The sequence below is a fragment of the Lelliottia sp. EB106-05-01-XG201 genome, assembly GCF_058791735.1.
This window is the reverse complement of the sequence record NZ_JBYTDV010000001.1, coordinates 2,937,281-2,954,298: the sequence shown is the minus strand read 5'-3', so window position 1 is coordinate 2,954,298 and position 17,018 is coordinate 2,937,281. Positions and strand designations below refer to the sequence as shown.

General features: G+C 53.0%; 18 protein-coding genes and 2 tRNA genes. 13 read left to right on the top strand and 7 right to left on the bottom strand.

The window, feature by feature from the left end; translation table 11 throughout:
• The first annotated feature begins 95 nt into the window (after positions 1-95).
• Positions 96-887: a phosphate starvation-inducible protein PhoH gene (gene phoH, locus AC3WS9_RS13930; RefSeq protein WP_174348619.1), complete on the top strand. Its 792-nt coding sequence runs from the start codon at positions 96-98 to the stop codon at positions 885-887.
• A gap of 107 nt (positions 888-994) precedes the next feature.
• On the opposite strand, the gene AC3WS9_RS13925 is transcribed toward phoH, so the two are convergent.
• A tRNA-Ser gene (locus AC3WS9_RS13925) sits at positions 995-1,082 on the bottom strand.
• Between the two features lie 205 nt (positions 1,083-1,287).
• Positions 1,288-1,375 (bottom strand) — tRNA-Ser (locus AC3WS9_RS13920).
• A 232-nt stretch (positions 1,376-1,607) separates the two neighbouring features.
• On the opposite strand from AC3WS9_RS13920, the gene ghrA reads away from it, so the two are divergent.
• The 4 genes from ghrA (at position 1,608) to AC3WS9_RS13900 (ending at position 4,523) form a co-directional block, all read left to right on the top strand.
• A complete protein-coding gene (gene ghrA / locus AC3WS9_RS13915; RefSeq protein ID WP_492488903.1) occupies positions 1,608-2,546 on the top strand; it encodes a glyoxylate/hydroxypyruvate reductase GhrA in 939 nt (312 codons plus the stop codon).
• 85 nt (positions 2,547-2,631) lie between these two features.
• A complete protein-coding gene (locus tag AC3WS9_RS13910; RefSeq protein ID WP_492488901.1) occupies positions 2,632-3,369 on the top strand; it encodes a phosphatase in 738 nt (245 codons plus the stop codon).
• Between the two features lie 20 nt (positions 3,370-3,389).
• Complete coding sequence (locus AC3WS9_RS13905; RefSeq protein ID WP_282494866.1) at positions 3,390-3,944, top strand: TorD/DmsD family molecular chaperone; 555 nt, start codon at positions 3,390-3,392, stop codon at positions 3,942-3,944.
• An 87-nt stretch (positions 3,945-4,031) separates the two neighbouring features.
• Positions 4,032-4,523: a DUF1097 domain-containing protein gene (locus tag AC3WS9_RS13900; RefSeq protein WP_492488899.1), complete on the top strand. Its 492-nt coding sequence runs from the start codon at positions 4,032-4,034 to the stop codon at positions 4,521-4,523.
• Positions 4,524-4,568: 45 nt separating this feature from the next.
• Here AC3WS9_RS13900 and csgG read toward each other — a convergent pair whose 3' ends face one another.
• The 4 genes from csgG to csgD are packed head-to-tail and all read right to left on the bottom strand — an operon-like array spanning position 4,569 to position 6,915.
• The gene (gene csgG / locus AC3WS9_RS13895) at positions 4,569-5,402 is read right to left on the bottom strand and encodes a curli production assembly/transport protein CsgG (RefSeq protein WP_282494868.1); all 834 of its coding nucleotides are present in this window, start codon (positions 5,400-5,402) and stop codon (positions 4,569-4,571) included.
• Positions 5,403-5,428: 26 nt separating this feature from the next.
• Positions 5,429-5,845 carry a curli production assembly/transport protein CsgF gene (gene csgF, locus AC3WS9_RS13890; RefSeq protein WP_282494869.1) on the bottom strand — a complete coding sequence of 139 codons (417 nt, stop codon included), beginning with the start codon at positions 5,843-5,845 and terminating at the stop codon, positions 5,429-5,431.
• Positions 5,846-5,870: 25 nt separating this feature from the next.
• Positions 5,871-6,260, bottom strand: coding sequence for a curli production assembly/transport protein CsgE (gene csgE, locus AC3WS9_RS13885; protein ID WP_282494870.1), 390 nt, complete (start codon positions 6,258-6,260; stop codon positions 5,871-5,873).
• 4 nt (positions 6,261-6,264) lie between these two features.
• Complete coding sequence (gene csgD, locus AC3WS9_RS13880; protein ID WP_282494871.1) at positions 6,265-6,915, bottom strand: biofilm master transcriptional regulator CsgD; 651 nt, start codon at positions 6,913-6,915, stop codon at positions 6,265-6,267.
• Positions 6,916-7,656: 741 nt separating this feature from the next.
• Between csgD and csgB the strand changes: the two genes are divergently transcribed.
• The 6 genes from csgB (at position 7,657) to AC3WS9_RS13850 (ending at position 11,511) form a co-directional block, all read left to right on the top strand.
• Positions 7,657-8,112, top strand: a complete 456-nt coding sequence (gene csgB / locus AC3WS9_RS13875) for a curli minor subunit CsgB (protein WP_282494872.1) — start codon at positions 7,657-7,659, stop codon at positions 8,110-8,112.
• Positions 8,113-8,151: 39 nt separating this feature from the next.
• Positions 8,152-8,607, top strand: coding sequence for a curli major subunit CsgA (gene csgA / locus AC3WS9_RS13870; protein ID WP_282494873.1), 456 nt, complete (start codon positions 8,152-8,154; stop codon positions 8,605-8,607).
• Between the two features lie 60 nt (positions 8,608-8,667).
• Positions 8,668-8,991 carry a curli assembly chaperone CsgC gene (csgC, locus tag AC3WS9_RS13865; RefSeq protein WP_492488895.1) on the top strand — a complete coding sequence of 108 codons (324 nt, stop codon included), beginning with the start codon at positions 8,668-8,670 and terminating at the stop codon, positions 8,989-8,991.
• Positions 8,992-9,105: 114 nt separating this feature from the next.
• On the top strand, positions 9,106-9,441 hold the full coding sequence (locus AC3WS9_RS13860; protein ID WP_492488893.1) for a YmdA family protein: 336 nt from the start codon (positions 9,106-9,108) through the stop codon (positions 9,439-9,441).
• Between the two features lie 107 nt (positions 9,442-9,548).
• The gene (gene ymdB, locus AC3WS9_RS13855) at positions 9,549-10,091 is read left to right on the top strand and encodes an O-acetyl-ADP-ribose deacetylase (protein ID WP_282494876.1); all 543 of its coding nucleotides are present in this window, start codon (positions 9,549-9,551) and stop codon (positions 10,089-10,091) included.
• Complete coding sequence (locus tag AC3WS9_RS13850) at positions 10,027-11,511, top strand: phospholipase D family protein (RefSeq protein ID WP_492490335.1); 1,485 nt, start codon at positions 10,027-10,029, stop codon at positions 11,509-11,511. Before ymdB ends, AC3WS9_RS13850 begins: the two co-directional genes overlap by 65 nt.
• Before the next feature lie 30 nt (positions 11,512-11,541).
• Here the strand turns inward: AC3WS9_RS13850 and mdoC are convergent, their stop codons facing one another.
• On the bottom strand, positions 11,542-12,681 hold the full coding sequence (gene mdoC, locus AC3WS9_RS13845; protein WP_492488891.1) for a glucans biosynthesis protein MdoC: 1,140 nt from the start codon (positions 12,679-12,681) through the stop codon (positions 11,542-11,544).
• A gap of 255 nt (positions 12,682-12,936) precedes the next feature.
• Here mdoC and mdoG point away from each other — a divergent pair, with 255 nt between their 5' ends.
• Entirely contained in the window at positions 12,937-14,490 is a 1,554-nt protein-coding gene (gene mdoG, locus AC3WS9_RS13840) for a glucans biosynthesis protein MdoG (RefSeq protein WP_282494878.1), read from the top strand.
• The gene (mdoH, locus tag AC3WS9_RS13835) at positions 14,483-17,011 is read left to right on the top strand and encodes a glucans biosynthesis glucosyltransferase MdoH (protein WP_282494879.1); all 2,529 of its coding nucleotides are present in this window, start codon (positions 14,483-14,485) and stop codon (positions 17,009-17,011) included. Before mdoG ends, mdoH begins: the two co-directional genes overlap by 8 nt.
• Positions 17,012-17,018 lie beyond the last annotated feature (7 nt).

The window sequence follows — 17,018 nt, the reverse complement described above, 5'->3', positions numbered from 1 at the left end:
ATGGCTTACAAGGAAGCCAAACTTCAGATGTTAGTTCAGATAATCGCGCTGACAACGGCGCGTGTGATGAATACCAACAACTCAAGGTGCTATCCATGGGAAGACAAAAAGCAGTGATCAAAGCTCGTCGCGAAGCAAAACGTGTGCTGAGACGGGATTCACGTAGCCATAAACAGCGTGAAGAAGAATCGGTCACCTCGCTTGTGCAGATGAGTGGCGGCGTAGAAGCAATTGGCATGGCGCGAGACAGCCGTGATAACTCCCCAATTGCCGCCCGCAATGAGGCTCAGGCGCACTACCTGAATGCTATCGAGAGTAAACAGCTGATCTTCGCAACCGGTGAAGCCGGATGCGGGAAGACGTGGATAAGTGCTGCCAAGGCGGCGGAGGCTCTGATCCATAAGGATGTGGACAGAATTATCGTCACCCGTCCGGTATTGCAGGCCGATGAAGATCTCGGCTTCTTGCCCGGCGATATGTCAGAGAAGTTTGCCCCGTATTTCCGGCCTGTCTATGACGTGCTGGTTAAACGTCTCGGCGCTTCCTTTATGCAGTACTGCCTGCGACCAGAGATTGGTAAGGTGGAAATCGCGCCGTTCGCCTACATGCGCGGACGTACATTTGAAAATGCGGTCGTCATTCTTGACGAGGCTCAGAACGTGACCGCTGCGCAAATGAAGATGTTTTTAACGCGCCTCGGGGAAAACGTGACGGTGATCGTCAACGGCGATATCACCCAGTGCGACCTGCCGTCGGGTGTCAAATCCGGTCTGAGCGATGCGCTGGCACGTTTTGTGGAAGATGACATGGTTGGGGTGGTGCGTTTCAACAAAGATGACTGCGTGCGTTCGGTCCTGTGCCAGCGCGCACTTCTTGCCTACGACTGAATTGATTTTTGATGACAAAGCCCGGGAAACCGGGCTTTGCTTTCTGTAAAACCCAAACGACAGACGAAAAAAAAGCCCGCATTTTCATGCGAGCTCTTCTCTAAATATGGCGGTGAGAGAGGGGTTCGAACCCTCGATACGTTGCCGTATACACACTTTCCAGGCGTGCTCCTTCAGCCACTCGGACACCTCACCGTATTGTTTCGCTGCCTGACCTCTCGGGGGCAACGGGGCGCTACTATAGGGAGTTGCGCTAAAACGGTCAAGCAAATTTTATGCCTGAGTGGCTGTTCGGTTAAGCATTAATCACTGTGGACAATAATTGGCGTTAAGGTCGGGGAGTGGGTTTTCTGCAGACGAAAAAAAAGCCCGCATTTTCATGCGAGCTCTTCTTCAAATATGGCGGTGAGAGAGGGGTTCGAACCCTCGATACGTTGCCGTATACACACTTTCCAGGCGTGCTCCTTCAGCCACTCGGACACCTCACCGTATTGTCATCCCGTTGTTGCTGGGACGGGCGCTAATGTAAGTAAAAGGGGCACTGGCGTCAATCAACTTTTTCAGATATTTGGCGCGTTTAGACAAAGTTTCAGCAATGTGATTCCTGAATGTGCTGAAAGCGCTTTTTTTATCAGCAACACAGGCGGCGGTTTATTTGTTATCCTGATAATCCTCTTGAAAACACCTATAAATCATCGCAATAAAAAGGCAGGAGTCATTATGGATATCATCTTCTATCACCCTACGTTTGATACGTCTTACTGGATCAAGGCGCTGTCGGAAGCCATTCCCGGCGCGCGCGTTCGCGAGTGGAAGCGGGGCGATAACGAACACGCGGATTACGCTCTGGTCTGGCATCCACCGGTGGAGATGTTACAGGGGCGCGATTTGAAAGCGGTGTTTGCCCTCGGCGCGGGCGTGGATTCCATCCTGAGCAAGTTAAAAGCCCATCCAGAGATGTTGCCAGAACATATTCCCCTGTTCCGACTCGAAGATACCGGTATGGGTCAGCAAATGCAGGAATATGCCGTGAGCCAGGTGCTGCACTGGTTCCGCCGCTTTGATGACTATCAGGCGTTGAAGCAGGAATCACACTGGGAGCCGCTGGCCGATTATCAGCGCGAAGATTTTACCGTCGGGCTGCTGGGCGCCGGCGTGCTGGGCTCGAAAGTGGCAGAAGCGCTGGCCCCGTGGGGATTCCCGCTGCGCTGCTGGAGCCGCACGCGCAAGGAATATCCGGGCGTGGAAAGCTTTGCCGGTGCCGAAGAACTCCCGGCGTTCCTGAAGGGGACGCGCGTACTGATCAACCTGCTGCCGAATACGGCGGAGACGGTGGGAATTATCAATCACGATCTGCTTAATCAGCTGGCGGACCAAAGCTACGTGATGAATCTGGCGCGCGGCGTGCATCTGGTGGAAGCCGATCTGCTTAAAGCACTCGATAGCGGCAAGCTGAAAGGCGCGATGCTGGATGTCTACAGCCGTGAGCCACTGCCGGTGGAAAGCCCGCTGTGGGCGCATCCGCGCGTCGCCATGACGCCGCACATTGCGGCGGTGACGCGTCCGGCGGAAGCGGTTGACTATATTACCCGCACCATCGGCCTCCTCGAGCAGGGGAAACCGGCGACGGGGCAGGTCGACAGACAGCGCGGCTACTAACAGCAACCCGGCATTCGCCGGGTTTTTGCTAATAAACGCCGGGCAGACCTGCTATCCTTGGGGTAAAACACCAGAGGAGAGAGAGATGTATCCCGTTGACCTGCATATGCACACCGTCGCCAGCACCCACGCGTACAGCACCCTTCATGACTACATCGCGCAAGCCAAACTGAAAGGGATTAAGCTCTTTGCGATTACCGACCACGGTCCTGATATGGCAGATGCGCCGCACTACTGGCACTTTGTGAATATGCGCATCTGGCCTCGTCTGGTGGAGGGCGTCGGGATCCTGCGCGGCATTGAGGCGAATATCAAAAATACGCACGGCGAGATCGACTGTACGGGCCCGATGCTGACTTCTCTGGATCTGATTATCGCCGGTTTTCATGAGCCGGTGTTTGCGCCACAGGATAAAGAGACGAATACCCAGGCGATGATCGCGACTATTGCCAGCGGTAACGTCCACATCATTTCCCACCCCGGCAATCCGAAATTCCCGATTGATATTCAGGCCGTGGCGCAAGCGGCGGCGAAACATCGCGTGGCGCTGGAAATCAACAACTCCTCCTTTACCCATTCGCGCATCGGCAGCGAAGCCAACTGTCGTGCCGTGGCGGCAGCCGTGCGTGATGCAGGTGGCATGGTGGCGCTGGGCTCTGACTCGCACACCGCCTTCACGCTGGGTGAATTCGGCGAGTGCCGAAAAGTGTTAGATGAAGTGGGCTTCCCGGAAGAGAGAATTCTGAACGTCACGCCGCGTCGGATGCTCGATTTCCTTGAGTCACGCGGTATGCCTGCCATCCCAGAATTTGCTGAACTTTAATATAGTCATGGAATAATCAAATGAACGAGTTTTCAATCCTTTGCCGCGTACTGGGCACTTTGTACTATCGCCAGCCGCAAGATCCGCTGCTGGTTCCGCTCTTTACGCTGATTCGCGAAGGTAAGCTCGCGGACAACTGGCCGCTGGAGCAGGACGAGCTGTTGCAGCGCCTGCAAAAGAGCTGCGATATGCAGCAGATTTCGGCGGATTACAACGCCCTGTTTGTAGGCGAAGAGGGCCGCGTTTCTCCGTATCGCTCTTCCTGGGAAGAGGGGGCGACGGAGTCTGAAGTGCGCGCGTTCCTCTCCGAGCGCGGTATGCCCCTGAGCGATGCGCCTGCAGATCATATCGGTACGCTGCTGCTGGCCGCCTCCTGGATTGAAGATCACTCCGGTGAAGACGAAAGTGAAGCACTGGAAACCCTGTTTGGCGACTACATCCTTCCATGGTGCGGCGCGTTCCTCGGTAAGATCGAAGCCCACGCCACCTCGCCTTTCTGGCGCACCATGGCACCGCTGACCCGCGAAGCAATCTCCGCCATGTGGGATGAACTGCAGGAAGAGAACGAAGAGTGATTTGCGTCACATTGTCAATGTAACGGTACATTTCATCTTGCATAAAATGTGCTCGTGATCTCATTTCATTGGCGCGTATCTGATAAGATGCGCGCCATGAATATATTACTTTCTATTGCCATCACAACAGGGATCCTCTCCGGGATATGGGGATGGGTTGCCGTGTCTCTGGGACTGCTCAGCTGGGCCGGTTTCCTGGGCTGTACGGCCTATTTCGCCTGCCCGCAGGGCGGGATAAAAGGGCTGTTTATCTCCGGTTGCACCATGATGAGCGGCGTGGTCTGGGCATTGATTATCATGCGCGGCAGCGCGATGGCTCCGCACTTGGAGATCGTCGGCTATATGATGACGGGCGTGGTGGCTTTTCTGATGTGTATTCAGGCAAAACACCTGCTGCTGTCGTTTGTTCCTGGCACCTTCATCGGCGCGTGTGCGACCTTTGCCGGGCAGGGCGACTGGAAAATGATTGTTCCGTCTCTCTTGCTGGGGCTGGTGTTTGGCTACGCGATGAAGAACAGCGGGCTTTGGCTGGCTGCCCGGCGATCGCGAGCGCAAAATCTCCCGGAATTAAGCAAATAAAAAAGCGAGGCCGCAGAGCCTCGCTTTTTTTTGGTGCTGTCAGAATCAGGATTCCGGAGGCACCGACATTTCACGGTATTTCACCAGCACTTCATTTTTCACGTCGTTTTTGTTCTGCAGGTCCCACAGCCCGCGATCGATACCGTCGTTAATCAGGAAAATGACCCCTGTTTCGATGGCTGACATCAGACACATCATCACCGGTTCATTCGAGGTATAGCCGATTTCACCCTCCAGCAGACGCTGGTAGTCGATGAAGCGGAATACACCGGCCTGCACTTCATAAGAGAGAATCGTTTTGCTGGTGGTGACCGATGACAACACTTCACCGGTACTCACGTTAACCACGCGCAGGTTGACGGCAATCTGGTCGAGCTGGTACTGCGTGTCAGCCCCGATACCGAAATACCGCGCCCCGACGCCGCCCGATTTCACGTTACTTTCGTAGCCGATAATGGACCCTTCCACCATGACGTTCGCGGCAACCAGCGATTGCAGCGGTACGCGGTTATTCACCTCAACCGTGCCGTTTTCCTGCGCTGCACGAATGATTTTGCGTTCGTTCAGCAGGTTCTGCAGCCCCTGGCGTTCCAGAGGAATAAACCAGCGTGAATCTTTGAGCGCGGTGACCAGCATGGCGGTGGCACTTTGCGGAACGGCGGTCGAGAAGTTACTTGCCGGATACGGTTTGAACTGGCCAGTTTCATCCTGGATGTTATAAACCGAGACAAATATCTTACCCGTCGGCGCCGGCAGATGCGTCAGGTCGCGATAGCTTTGCGCCCTGGGCATCAGCGTGGGTTTGGCGGCTTCTTTAGGTGGAGCAGTTAAACAACCGCTCAATAAGCACACTGCAACAAGAATCAGAAAGCGCTGCATGATCGTTGTCCTTATTTCGTCGTTGTTTAAAAGTCAGTTGAATTGGTGGCAAGACCTGAAACCTGAATGGTGGACGTTTTGCCCGTTTTCCGGTCGGTCACATTCAACTGCAGCTGCCCGTCTTTATTCGCAATATCGACAATAAAATCGTTGGTCACCATGCGACCGGGTTTGCCGGTATTAATATTGGTTAATAAGCCGCCTAATATTTGCGACTGAATAGCCTGAGTAAAGTTATCCAGTGCGGACGGCGTTTCAACCCCAAAGTCGTCATTAAAACTGGGGTCTTTATAAGAGTTTTGAGCTTGTGCTGAGTTGAGTAAAAAAGCCCCGTTATTCGGGTTGCCACCAAAGTTTGGGTTACGGAACTGGAAAGTCATATTCCCGGCCCAGCTCAACGGTGCAATCAGCATTAATGAAATCACTGTGTGTGCGAGACGCATTACAGCCTCCGGAGATTATTTGTCGCTAGAATTCATCTTTTGCTAAATCGCCAGTGCTCAACAGAGCCTTGTCGATTTGCAGGCGATTTACCGCTTCTTCAGTTTGTGCCAGTGCAATACTGATGTTCTTGTCAAAATCTCGTTTCGTCGGGAATAAAAAGGTCTGGTACACCACGTCCTGATTAACCGTTATGGTGATCCAGCTTCCCCATCGAGCACTGGGCCGCTCATTGATTGTTAAGTTGCCTGGATAATCACTTTCCCATTTGTCGCTAAACGCCCGATAAAAATCGTGGCCGATAGAAGAGACGGTGTGGTCGGTTAATAATCCAGGAACTTCTACCTCAACAGCGTGAAGATTTCCGGCAGCAAGCAGAAAGCCCGCTGCCACTATCCATCTTGACGTGCGTTTCATGTTGTTAACGCCTGAGGTTATCGTTTGCCCATGAAACTGCCTGAGTTCTGTTTTTAACAGCTATCTTCTTGAAAAGATTGTAGAGATGAGTCTTCACTGTATTTTCGCTGATGAATAACGAACGGGCGATTTCAATATTTGAAGAACCAATACGTAATTTATTCAGAATTTCTTTTTCGCGGTGGGTCAGCAAAGCAGACTCTGAACTGTTATAGCGATAATTTCCGGAGTGAGTGATGAGATAGCTGGCAAGTTTTTGCGAGAAATAACATTCCCCACGTAAAATACCTTGCAGCCCCTCGACCACACGCGTCTCGTCTTCAGTGACGTAAAAGACGCCGTTGATATGCGGCCAGCTTTCAATATCGCGGAAAGGATACTCATCAGGCGTATTCAACAATAGCGCGCGGATATTATTGTTTTTCCTGCTTAAGTTATCCTGCCAGTAATGGATAAGCTTTTTATCCGCTTCCATCATATCGAAGAGAATGATGCTGCCAGGAGCAATATCATCATAAGAACGTTGAATATTGTGCAATTTCCCGTTCAGTGACAGAGATTGCTTCAAATGCTGTAATAAGGCTGTCGCTTGTAAAGAAGGCTTTGTGATCAACAGTAATGTATGACCATGTAAACTATGGACTTCATTAAACATGATGAAACCCCACTTTTTTATTACACCCGGCAGTTGCCCCCGATATATTCGGGGGACCCAGAAGTACCGACAGATGTTGCACTGCTGTGTGTAGAATCAGACCATAACCTCCAGCAGGAGGTAAATATAAAAAATAATTCGTACTGCTGATTTCAATCTAGCTATTACGATTTTTAAATCAAGTGTTAATGGTGTAACAAGATGTAAAAATCAATATTAATTTGTGAATTTCAAGTGGTAAAAAAGTTCAGGAATGATAAAAAAGTTGTACACGTTAATAATGCTGCACACATTTTAAAAATCATACAAATAATTATAGTGAGTTGATTTTAATCAGTATTTATTATTTGTGATTCTCTGATCTCAGGTATGAGATTGGTGAAATCTCTAAGACTTTGCATGCTAAGCGAAAGCCCTTAAGAAATCGAGTGACCTGTGACAAGTCTGTCAGGCAATGAACTCTGTAAAGCGTAAAGTACAGACGTGACAAGGGTGACAAGCTGCCCTGAACGAAGCGCCAACTTGCCGAAGAAATAAATTAAAAAAAACTAACTTACGCTGCTGACTGAAATTTTTGGCGTGAATTAATACTTTGAGGTGAGCGAATAAATCAAAATAAGCCGCGCGGGTGAGATATTTAAATTGTTTCGATAGACATACTCTTCATCGTAACGCAGCGTTAACAAAAAACGAATCGCGTTAACACAGTGCAGTTAATTATTTCCAGGTCCAGGTGACAACATGAAAAACAGAACGTTATTTATGATGTTTACATTACTGGGTGCGCCTGGGTTATCAATCGCGGCAGGTTCGGACCTGGCAGGTTCGGAATATAACTTCGCGGTTAATGAATTAAGCAAGTCTTCATATAATCAGGCAGCCATTATTGGTCAACACGGTTCAGGAAATAATGCCGATGTTCGTCAGGGCGGTTCTAAATTACTGTCCGTTGTTTCACAGGAAGGTGGGAACAATAGAGCGAAAGTTGATCAATCAGGGACTTATAACCTTGCTTATATCGATCAGGACGGAAACGGCAATGATGCGAGTATTAAGCAAGGGGCTTTTGGTAATACCGCGATGATTATCCAGAAAGGCTCGGGTAACAAAGCGAATATTACGCAGTATGGTACGCAAAAAACAGCAGTTGTAGTTCAGAGACAGTCGCAAATGGCTATCCGCGTTATCCAACGCTAACTATTTACGACGACTTAATCAATCCGATGGGGGTTTACCATGAAACTTTTCAAAGTGGCAGCAATTGCAGCAATCTTTGTTTCTGGCAGTGCTCTGGCTGGTGCGGTTCCACAATATGGCGGTGGCGGCGGTGGTGGTTGGGGTGGTGGTAACAGCGGCCCTAATTCAACTCTGAGCATTTATCAGTACGGTGGCGGCAACTCAGCTGTTGCTCTGCAATCTGACGCTAAAAATTCTGACCTGACTATTACTCAGCACGGTGGCGGTAACGGTGCTGACGTAGGACAGGGCTCTGATGACAGCTCCATTGACCTGCTGCAGAAAGGCTTTGGTAACAGCGCAACCCTCGATCAGTGGAATGGTAAAAACTCCACCATGGAAGTTAAACAGTTCGGCGGCGGTAACGGCGCGGCAGTGGACCAGACAGCTTCCGGTTCAACTGTAACTGTGCACCAGGTTGGTTTCGGCAACAACGCGACTGCGCATCAGTACTAATTTCGAATCTGTACTATAAAAAAACAGGGCGCTTGCCCTGTTTTTTTTCGGGAGTTGATCATGCATACCTTATTACTGCTTGCTGCCCTCTCCAGCCAGATCACCTTTAAAACCACCCACGACGGGGAGATGACGACCATTATTCCGCAGGTCATTCTGACTGAACCCTGCGTGTGTCAGGTACAAATTATTTCCTCGCGGGAAGGGCAGGGAGGGAAAAGTACGTCCAGCCAGCGCAACACGATTTCTATTCCCGCTAACCAGCCAATTGATTTAACTCGCCTCAGTTTGAATATTAGCCCTAAAGATTCCGTGAGAATTGTCGTTAATGTCTCTGACGGGCAATCGCTACACTTATCAAAACAATGGCCGGGTTCTGAATAATATATTCACGAAATCAATATATTGGATAATTTGGCGGTTCCCAATGAATGTTTCTATGATTTGAATAAGGAATGCGCGACCCCTCAAGGATGATTTCTCATTGAGGAGCCAACCATGGCAGCGTCCATTGTAAAAAGTATTATTGCATCAGGTATTATTGCATCAGGTATTATTGCTTTATCGGCACTGACTCCAGCATTAGCGGCAACCACGGTTAACGGCGGTGTGATTCATTTTCGCGGGGCGATTGTAGAAGACCCGTGTGTGATCTCCCCGCAGCATAATCAGTTTGCGCTGTCATGCCCGCACGAAGGACGCGTGCAAACCACCCAGGTAAGTTACGGTGAAGCCCTGCGGGGGCGTAACCCTTACCCAGATGTCGCCACGGTAAGTATGAAATATATCAATCCGGAAAAAACGTTGGCGGTTGTGCAAGTCAACTATCGTTAGGACAGAGCCCTCTCGTCTTCGGACCTGAGGGCTTTTCTCATCTGGCTCTTCTTCGCAACCAGCCCCTGCTATACACTTAATAAAAGTCGGGTAGTAGAGGAATGGATATGAAACCGCAAATTGACGTTGTCCTCGGGGACATCACCACACAGCACGTTGATGTCATTGTTAATGCAGCCAATCCCTCGTTGATGGGCGGTGGCGGCGTTGACGGTGCCATTCATCGTGCGGCCGGACCGCAGCTGCTGGAAGCCTGCAAAATTGTCCGTCAACAGCAGGGTGAGTTAGCGCCAGGCCATGCGGTGATTACGATTGCCGGGGATCTTCCGGCGAAAGCGGTGATCCACGCCGTCGGCCCCATCTGGGAAGGCGGGGAGCATCATGAGGCGCGAAGCCTTGAGGATGCTTATCTTAATTGTCTGCGCCTGGCGGCCGCCAATGGTTATAAAACTATTGCGTTTCCGGCCATCAGCACAGGCGTTTATGGTTTTCCAAAGGCCGCCGCCGCCGCGATAGCCGTGGCGACGGTTTCAGACTATCTCACCCGCAAACCCCTGCCGGAGCGGGTATACTTCGTTTGCTATGATGAAGAAAATGCCCGGCTCTACCAGCGACTTCTTACCCAACGAGGACAAGAACTCGACGCATAATACGCGGCTCGGGCGGGCGATCGCGCCCGTCAATGCCGAACATCCGGGGCTGTGCGGACTGCTCCCCCTGGATGACAGCCTCGATGCCTTCGCCTGCCGCTACCGGCTGGCGGAAATGGCGGAGAAAACCCTCGATGTGCAGTACTACATCTGGGAAGACGATATGTCGGGGCGGCTGCTGTTTTCCGTGCTGGTGGCCGCCGCTTCACGCGGTGTCCGCGTCCGGCTGCTGCTGGATGACAACAACACGCAAGGGCTGGACGCGATCCTGCGCCTGCTCGATTCCCACCCCAACATCGATGTCCGCCTGTTTAACCCTTTCTCGTTCCGCACCCTGCGCGCGCTGGGTTATCTCACCGATTTCGCCAGGCTTAACCGCCGCATGCACAATAAAAGTTTCACCGTCGATGGCGAAGCGACCATCATCGGTGGCCGCAATGTCGGTGATGCCTATTTCGGGGCAGGGGAGGCACCGCTCTTTTCCGATCTGGATGTGATGGCGATCGGGCCGGTGGTGGCGGAAGTGGCTGATGATTTCGAACGCTACTGGCAGAGCGCCTGCGTCTCGACGCTAAAGCAGGTACTGGAATTATCGGAGGAGGAGATCGGATCTCGCCTCCAGCCGCCGGATGACTGGTATCAGAACGAAATAGCCCAGCGCTATCTGGATAAACTGGAATCGAGCCAGTTTATTACCCGTCTTGAAGCGCGCGATTTGCCATTGATCTGGGCGAAAACCCGGTTACTCAGCGATGACCCGCGCAAAGGCTTAGGGCGCGCGAAGCGCCACTCACTGCTGCCTCAGCGTCTGCTGGATGTGATGGGCACGCCGGCGGAGCAGATCGATATCATCTCCTCCTACTTTGTTCCCACCCGCGCGGGCGTTGCACAGCTGCTGCAGCTGGTGCGCAAGGGCGTTAAAATCGCCATTCTTACCAACTCCCTCGCCGCTAACGATGTGGCCGTAGTGCATGCGGGCTACGCGCGCTGGCGCAAAAAACTGCTGCGTCACGGGATTGAGCTTTATGAGCTGAAACCCACTCAGGACTTCGTCCCGGGGCTGCGGGATCGCGGCCTGACGGGGAATTCCGGCTCCAGTCTGCATGCCAAAACCTTCAGCATTGATAGCCAGAAAGTGTTTATCGGCTCGCTGAATTTTGACCCGCGCTCGACGATGCTCAACACGGAAATGGGCTTTGTGATTGAAAGCGAAACCCTGGCGCGCCTGATCCATCGCCGCTTCCTGAAAAGCCGTCAGCACGAGGCGTGGCAGATTAGGCTCGATAACTTCGGGCGTCTGAACTGGGTCGAGCAAAAAGACGGGGAAGAGATTGTGCTGAAGAAAGAGCCAAAAACACGCTTCTGGCAGCGGGTGCTGGTGCGTCTGGCGTGGTGGTTACCGGTTGAGTGGCTGTTGTAATCGCGCCGGAAGGCCCGGCGCGAAGCGTCATTAAGCCGTTTTGGTTTGCGGTTTACCGGAAAACAGGAAACGCAGCAGCGGAATGCGCAGGTGAATCTCGTACAGCAGGATGGCGACGCCCACCACAAACACCAGCCCGGTGAAAAAGCCTAATGCGTTAGAACTAATGTGCGGGGTGATATATGCACCAAAAAAGAGCGTCAGCGGGTGGTGAACCAGGTAGATAAACAGCGACGCGTTGACGAAATAGGTCACGCGGGTCGACTTAAAGTTCAGCAGACGGTGCCCCAGGGCAAACACCACGTTGACCATCCACAGTCCCAGCAGCATCGTAATCACGCTTTCCGTTTCATACATCCACGCATCGCCGCTGCCATAACGCTGATTAAGCAGATAGGCGGCAAACGCCAGCGCGGAACCCACGGCGCACCACGGCGACGGCGTGGTGAACAGATCTTTAAGTTTTGGCGAGATAAAGGCCAGCGCACCCAGCATAAAGAACGGGATGTAGAACAGGGTTTGCATTACCACGAAGTTGAATAGCCCATCGCTCAGTATCGGCGGATAAACAATGAACAGAATGCGGCGAATCGCGCCGTAGGCGATACCCAGCACCAGGAAAATCAGGGAGAGTTTCGCCCAGGTGATGTGAGGGAATTGCGTTTCGTGGTGGCGGCTCAGATGGCGGCGCAACTTGCTGAAAACCCAGAGGCTAACGGTGGTCATCACCACCAGCACCAGCAGGAACCACAGGTGTGATACCAGTTCCCAGACCAGAGTATTGTACTTTTCGTAGAAGGTCAGGTTTTGCCAGTTGTCAGCTTTGCCTTTCACATACTGCAGCATGATGAACTGGGGCAGCGTCAGCAGCGGAATGGCGGTCAGCATCGGGATGCCGACGCGCTCGACGCGCACTTTCCACCAGCGTTTCATCGGGTAGCGCAGAAACAGCATGTAGGAGAAATAGCCGGAAATGACGAAGAACACCTGCATGCGGAAAGAGTGGATAAAGTCGTTAAAGAGTGTCAGCCACCATGAGGGCTCTATACTGTTAACATGCCAGGTGTGGCTGGAGTAAATCAAGGAGATATGAAAAGGGATCCCCAACAGCATCAGCCATGCCCGGATCGAGTCGAGGAAATATTCACGTTGTACGGGTGCAGTGGTCATATAACTTTTTGCATTCTCGGACTTTTCGTCTTATCCATAAGACTAATAGTGGTTACATTCGAAGCCAACCCTACACCAAGACCGACACCCTGTCTCCAGGATAAGCACGCAAAGTGAAGAGAGGGTTCTTCTGGTTGCTTAATCCATGAGCCAGCGCGCTGAACAAAGCAGTGATATTGTTGTCGGATTGCCTGAATTTCCAGTAAAATGGATCGGATCGAATTAAGCACACAAAGGGGGAAGTGCTTACTTATTATGAAACATAAACCACAAATGATGAAAATGCGTTGGTTGGGTGCAGCAGTCTTGTTGTCACTGTATACCTCTTCTGCATGGTCTTTTTCCATCGATGATGTCGCAAAACAGGCAAAATCGCTGGCCGACAAAGGCTATGAGGCGCCAAAAAGTAACCTGCCCTCCGTCTTCCGCGACATGAAATATGCGGACTATCAGCAGATCCAGTTCAATCACGATAAAGCGTACTGGAACAACATTAAGACCCCGTTCAAGCTTGAGTTTTATCATCAGGGCATGTACTTCGATACCCCGGTTGCTATCAATGAAGTGACGGCCACTGCGGTACGTAAGATCAAATACAGCCCGGATTATTTTAATTTTGGCGATGTGAAACACGATAAAGACACCGTTAAAGACCTGGGATTCGCAGGCTTTAAAGTGCTTTACCCCATCAACAGCAAAGATAAAAACGACGAAATTGTCAGCATGCTGGGGGCCAGCTATTTCCGCGTGATCGGTTCAGGCCAGGTTTACGGTCTGTCTGCGCGTGGTCTGGCAATCGATACGGCGCTGCCGTCTGGTGAAGAATTCCCGCGTTTTCGTGAGTTCTGGATTGAGCGTCCAAAACCAACTGACAAACGCCTGACTATCTACGCACTGCTGGATTCTCCACGTGCGACCGGTGCTTACCGTTTTGTGATCATTCCGGGTCGTGACTCGGTGATTGACGTGCAGTCCAAAGTTTACCTGCGCGACAAAGTGGGCAAACTGGGCGTTGCGCCGCTGACCAGTATGTTCCTGTTCGGGCCAAATCAGCCGTCTCCGGCGACCAACTTCCGCCCGGAACTGCATGATTCCAACGGTCTGTCCATTCTTGCTGGCAACGGCGAGTGGATCTGGCGTCCGCTGAACAACCCGAAACACCTGGCAGTCAGCAGCTTTGCGATGGAAAACCCGCAGGGCTTTGGTCTGCTCCAGCGCGGTCGTCAGTTCTCTCGCTTTGAAGATCTCGACGATCGTTACGATCTGCGCCCAAGCGCCTGGGTCACACCGAAAGGGGACTGGGGTAAAGGCAAAGTCGAGCTGGTTGAAATTCCAACCAACGACGAAACCAACGACAACATCGTCGCTTACTGGACGCCGGATCAGCTGCCGGAAGCCGGGAAAGAGATGAACTTCAAGTACACCATCACCTTCAGCCGCGATGAAGACAAACTGCATGCGCCGGACAACGCGTATGTGATGCAGACTCGCCGCTCAACGGGCGATGTGAAGCAGTCGAATCTCATTCGCCAGCCTGATGGTACCGTGGCGTTTGTGGTTGATTTCGCCGGTCAGGATATGAAAAAACTGACGCCGGATACGCCTGTCACCGCGCAAACCAGCATTGGTGATAACGGTGAAATCGTTGAAAACACCGTGCGTTACAACCCGGTGACCAAAGGGTGGCGCTTAACCCTGCGCGTAAAAGTGAAAGATCCTAAACAGACCACGGAAATGCGCGCTGCGCTGGTCAATGCCGATCAGACGCTGAGTGAAACCTGGAGCTATCAGCTACCTGCCAATGAATAATACATCTGAATATATCGATGCCATGCCGCTGACAGATATTGAGAAAGCGGCGCTGCCCAAGAGCGACATCCGCGCGGTTCATACCGCGCTGGATGGCGAGCATCACGAATTTACCCGTGATGACGATACGCCTCTGGGGTCAGTCAAGGCGCGCCTGGAGCAGGCCTGGCCAGATTCGCTGGCAGAAGGGCAGCTGATTAAAGACGATGAAGGGCGTACCCAGCTTCAGGCGATGCCGAAAGCGACGCGCTCTTCCATGTTCCCGGACCCGTGGCGTACCAACCCGGTAGGCCGCTTCTGGGATCGTCTGCGCGGTCGCGACGTGGCGCCGCGCTATCTGTCTCGTCTGACCAAAGAGCAGCAGGCGTCTGAGCAGAAATGGCGTACCGTCGGCACGATCCGTCGTTACACCCTGCTGGTGCTGACCCTGGCCCAGACCGTGGTCGCCACCTGGTACATGAAAACCATCCTGCCTTATCAGGGCTGGGCGCTGATCAATCCGGCTGACATGGTCGGGCAAGATCTGTGGGTCTCCTTCATGCAGCTCCTGCCGTACATTCTGCAAAGTGGGATCCTCCTCCTCTTCGCGGTCTTGTTCTGCTGGGTCTCGGCCGGTTTCTGGACCGCGCTGATGGGCTTCCTGCAATTGCTGATGGGGCGTGACAAATACAGCATTTCGGCGTCAACGGTCGGGGATGAAGCACTCAATCCTGAGCACCGCACCGCGCTTATCATGCCTATCTGTAACGAAGACGTTGACCGCGTATTCGCGGGCCTGCGCGCCACATGGGAGTCTGTGAAGGCGACCGGTAACGCCGAGCATTTCGACGTCTACATCCTGAGCGACAGCTACAACCCGGATATCTGCGTTGCCGAGCAGAAAGCCTGGATGGAACTCATTGCCGAAGTGCAGGGCGAAGGGCAGATCTTCTACCGTCGTCGTCGCCGTCGTGTGAAGCGTAAAAGCGGTAACATCGATGACTTCTGCCGTCGCTGGGGCAATCAGTACAGCTACATGGTGGTGCTGGACGCCGACTCCGTGATGACCGGTGAGTGTCTGACCGGGCTGGTGCGTCTGATGGAAGCGAACCCGAACGCCGGGATCATCCAGTCGTCGCCGAAAGCCTCGGGTATGGATACGCTGTATGCGCGCTGTCAGCAGTTTGCGACCCGCGTTTACGGTCCGCTGTTTACCGCCGGTCTGCACTTCTGGCAGCTGGGTGAATCCCACTACTGGGGTCACAACGCCATTATTCGTGTACAGCCGTTCATCGAACACTGTGCGCTGGCACCGCTGCCGGGTGAAGGTTCGTTTGCCGGTTCTATTCTGTCTCACGACTTCGTGGAAGCGGCGCTGATGCGTCGTGCAGGATGGGGTGTGTGGATTGCTTACGATCTGCCGGGCTCTTATGAAGAGCTGCCGCCGAACCTGCTGGATGAACTGAAACGTGACCGCCGCTGGTGTCACGGCAACCTGATGAACTTCCGTCTGTTCCTTGTGAAAGGGATGCACCCGGTTCACCGTGCCGTGTTCCTGACGGGCGTGATGTCTTATCTGTCTGCGCCGCTGTGGTTTATGTTCCTGGCCCTGTCGACGGCGTTGCAGGTGGTCCACGCTCTGACCGAACCGCAGTACTTCCTGCAACCGCGCCAGCTGTTCCCGGTGTGGCCGCAGTGGCGTCCTGAGCTGGCGATTGCGCTCTTTGCGTCGACGATGATCCTGCTATTCCTGCCTAAGCTGCTCAGTATCATCCTGATCTGGTGCAAAGGCTCGAAAGAGTACGGCGGTTTCTGCCGCGTGACGCTCTCCCTGCTGCTCGAAGTGCTGTTCTCGGTGCTGCTGGCGCCGGTGCGCATGCTGTTCCACACGGTGTTTGTGGTCAGCGCGTTCCTCGGCTGGGAAGTGGTCTGGAACTCACCGCAGCGTGACGATGACTCCACGCCGTGGAGCGAAGCTTTCATGCGTCATGGCTCGCAGATGCTGCTGGGTCTGGTATGGGCTGCCGGTATGGCGTGGCTGGATTTACGCTTCCTGTTCTGGCTCGCGCCGATCGTGTTCTCCCTGATCCTGTCGCCGTTTGTCTCCGTGATCTCCAGCCGTTCAACGGTGGGCTTGCGTACCAAACGCTGGAAACTGTTCCTGATCCCGGAAGAGTATTCTCCGCCGCAGGTGCTGGTGGACACTGACAAGTATCTGGTGCTGAACCGCAGCCGTTCGCTGGACGATGGCTTTATCCACGCGGTGTTTAACCCGTCGTTTAACGCCCTCGCGACTGCCATGGCCACCGCGCGTCACCGCGCCAGCCAGGTGCTGGAGATCGCCCGCGATCGCCACATCGAGCAAGCGCTGAACGAAACGCCGGAAAAACTGAACCGCGATCGCCGTCTGGTGCTGTTAAGCGACCCGGTCACCATGGCCCGCTTGCACTATCGCGTCTGGTCCTCCCCGGAGAGATACTCTTCGTGGGTGAACTACTACACGACGATTAAGCTTAATCCGCTGGCCCTGAAGGCGAAGTAAGCCGAAC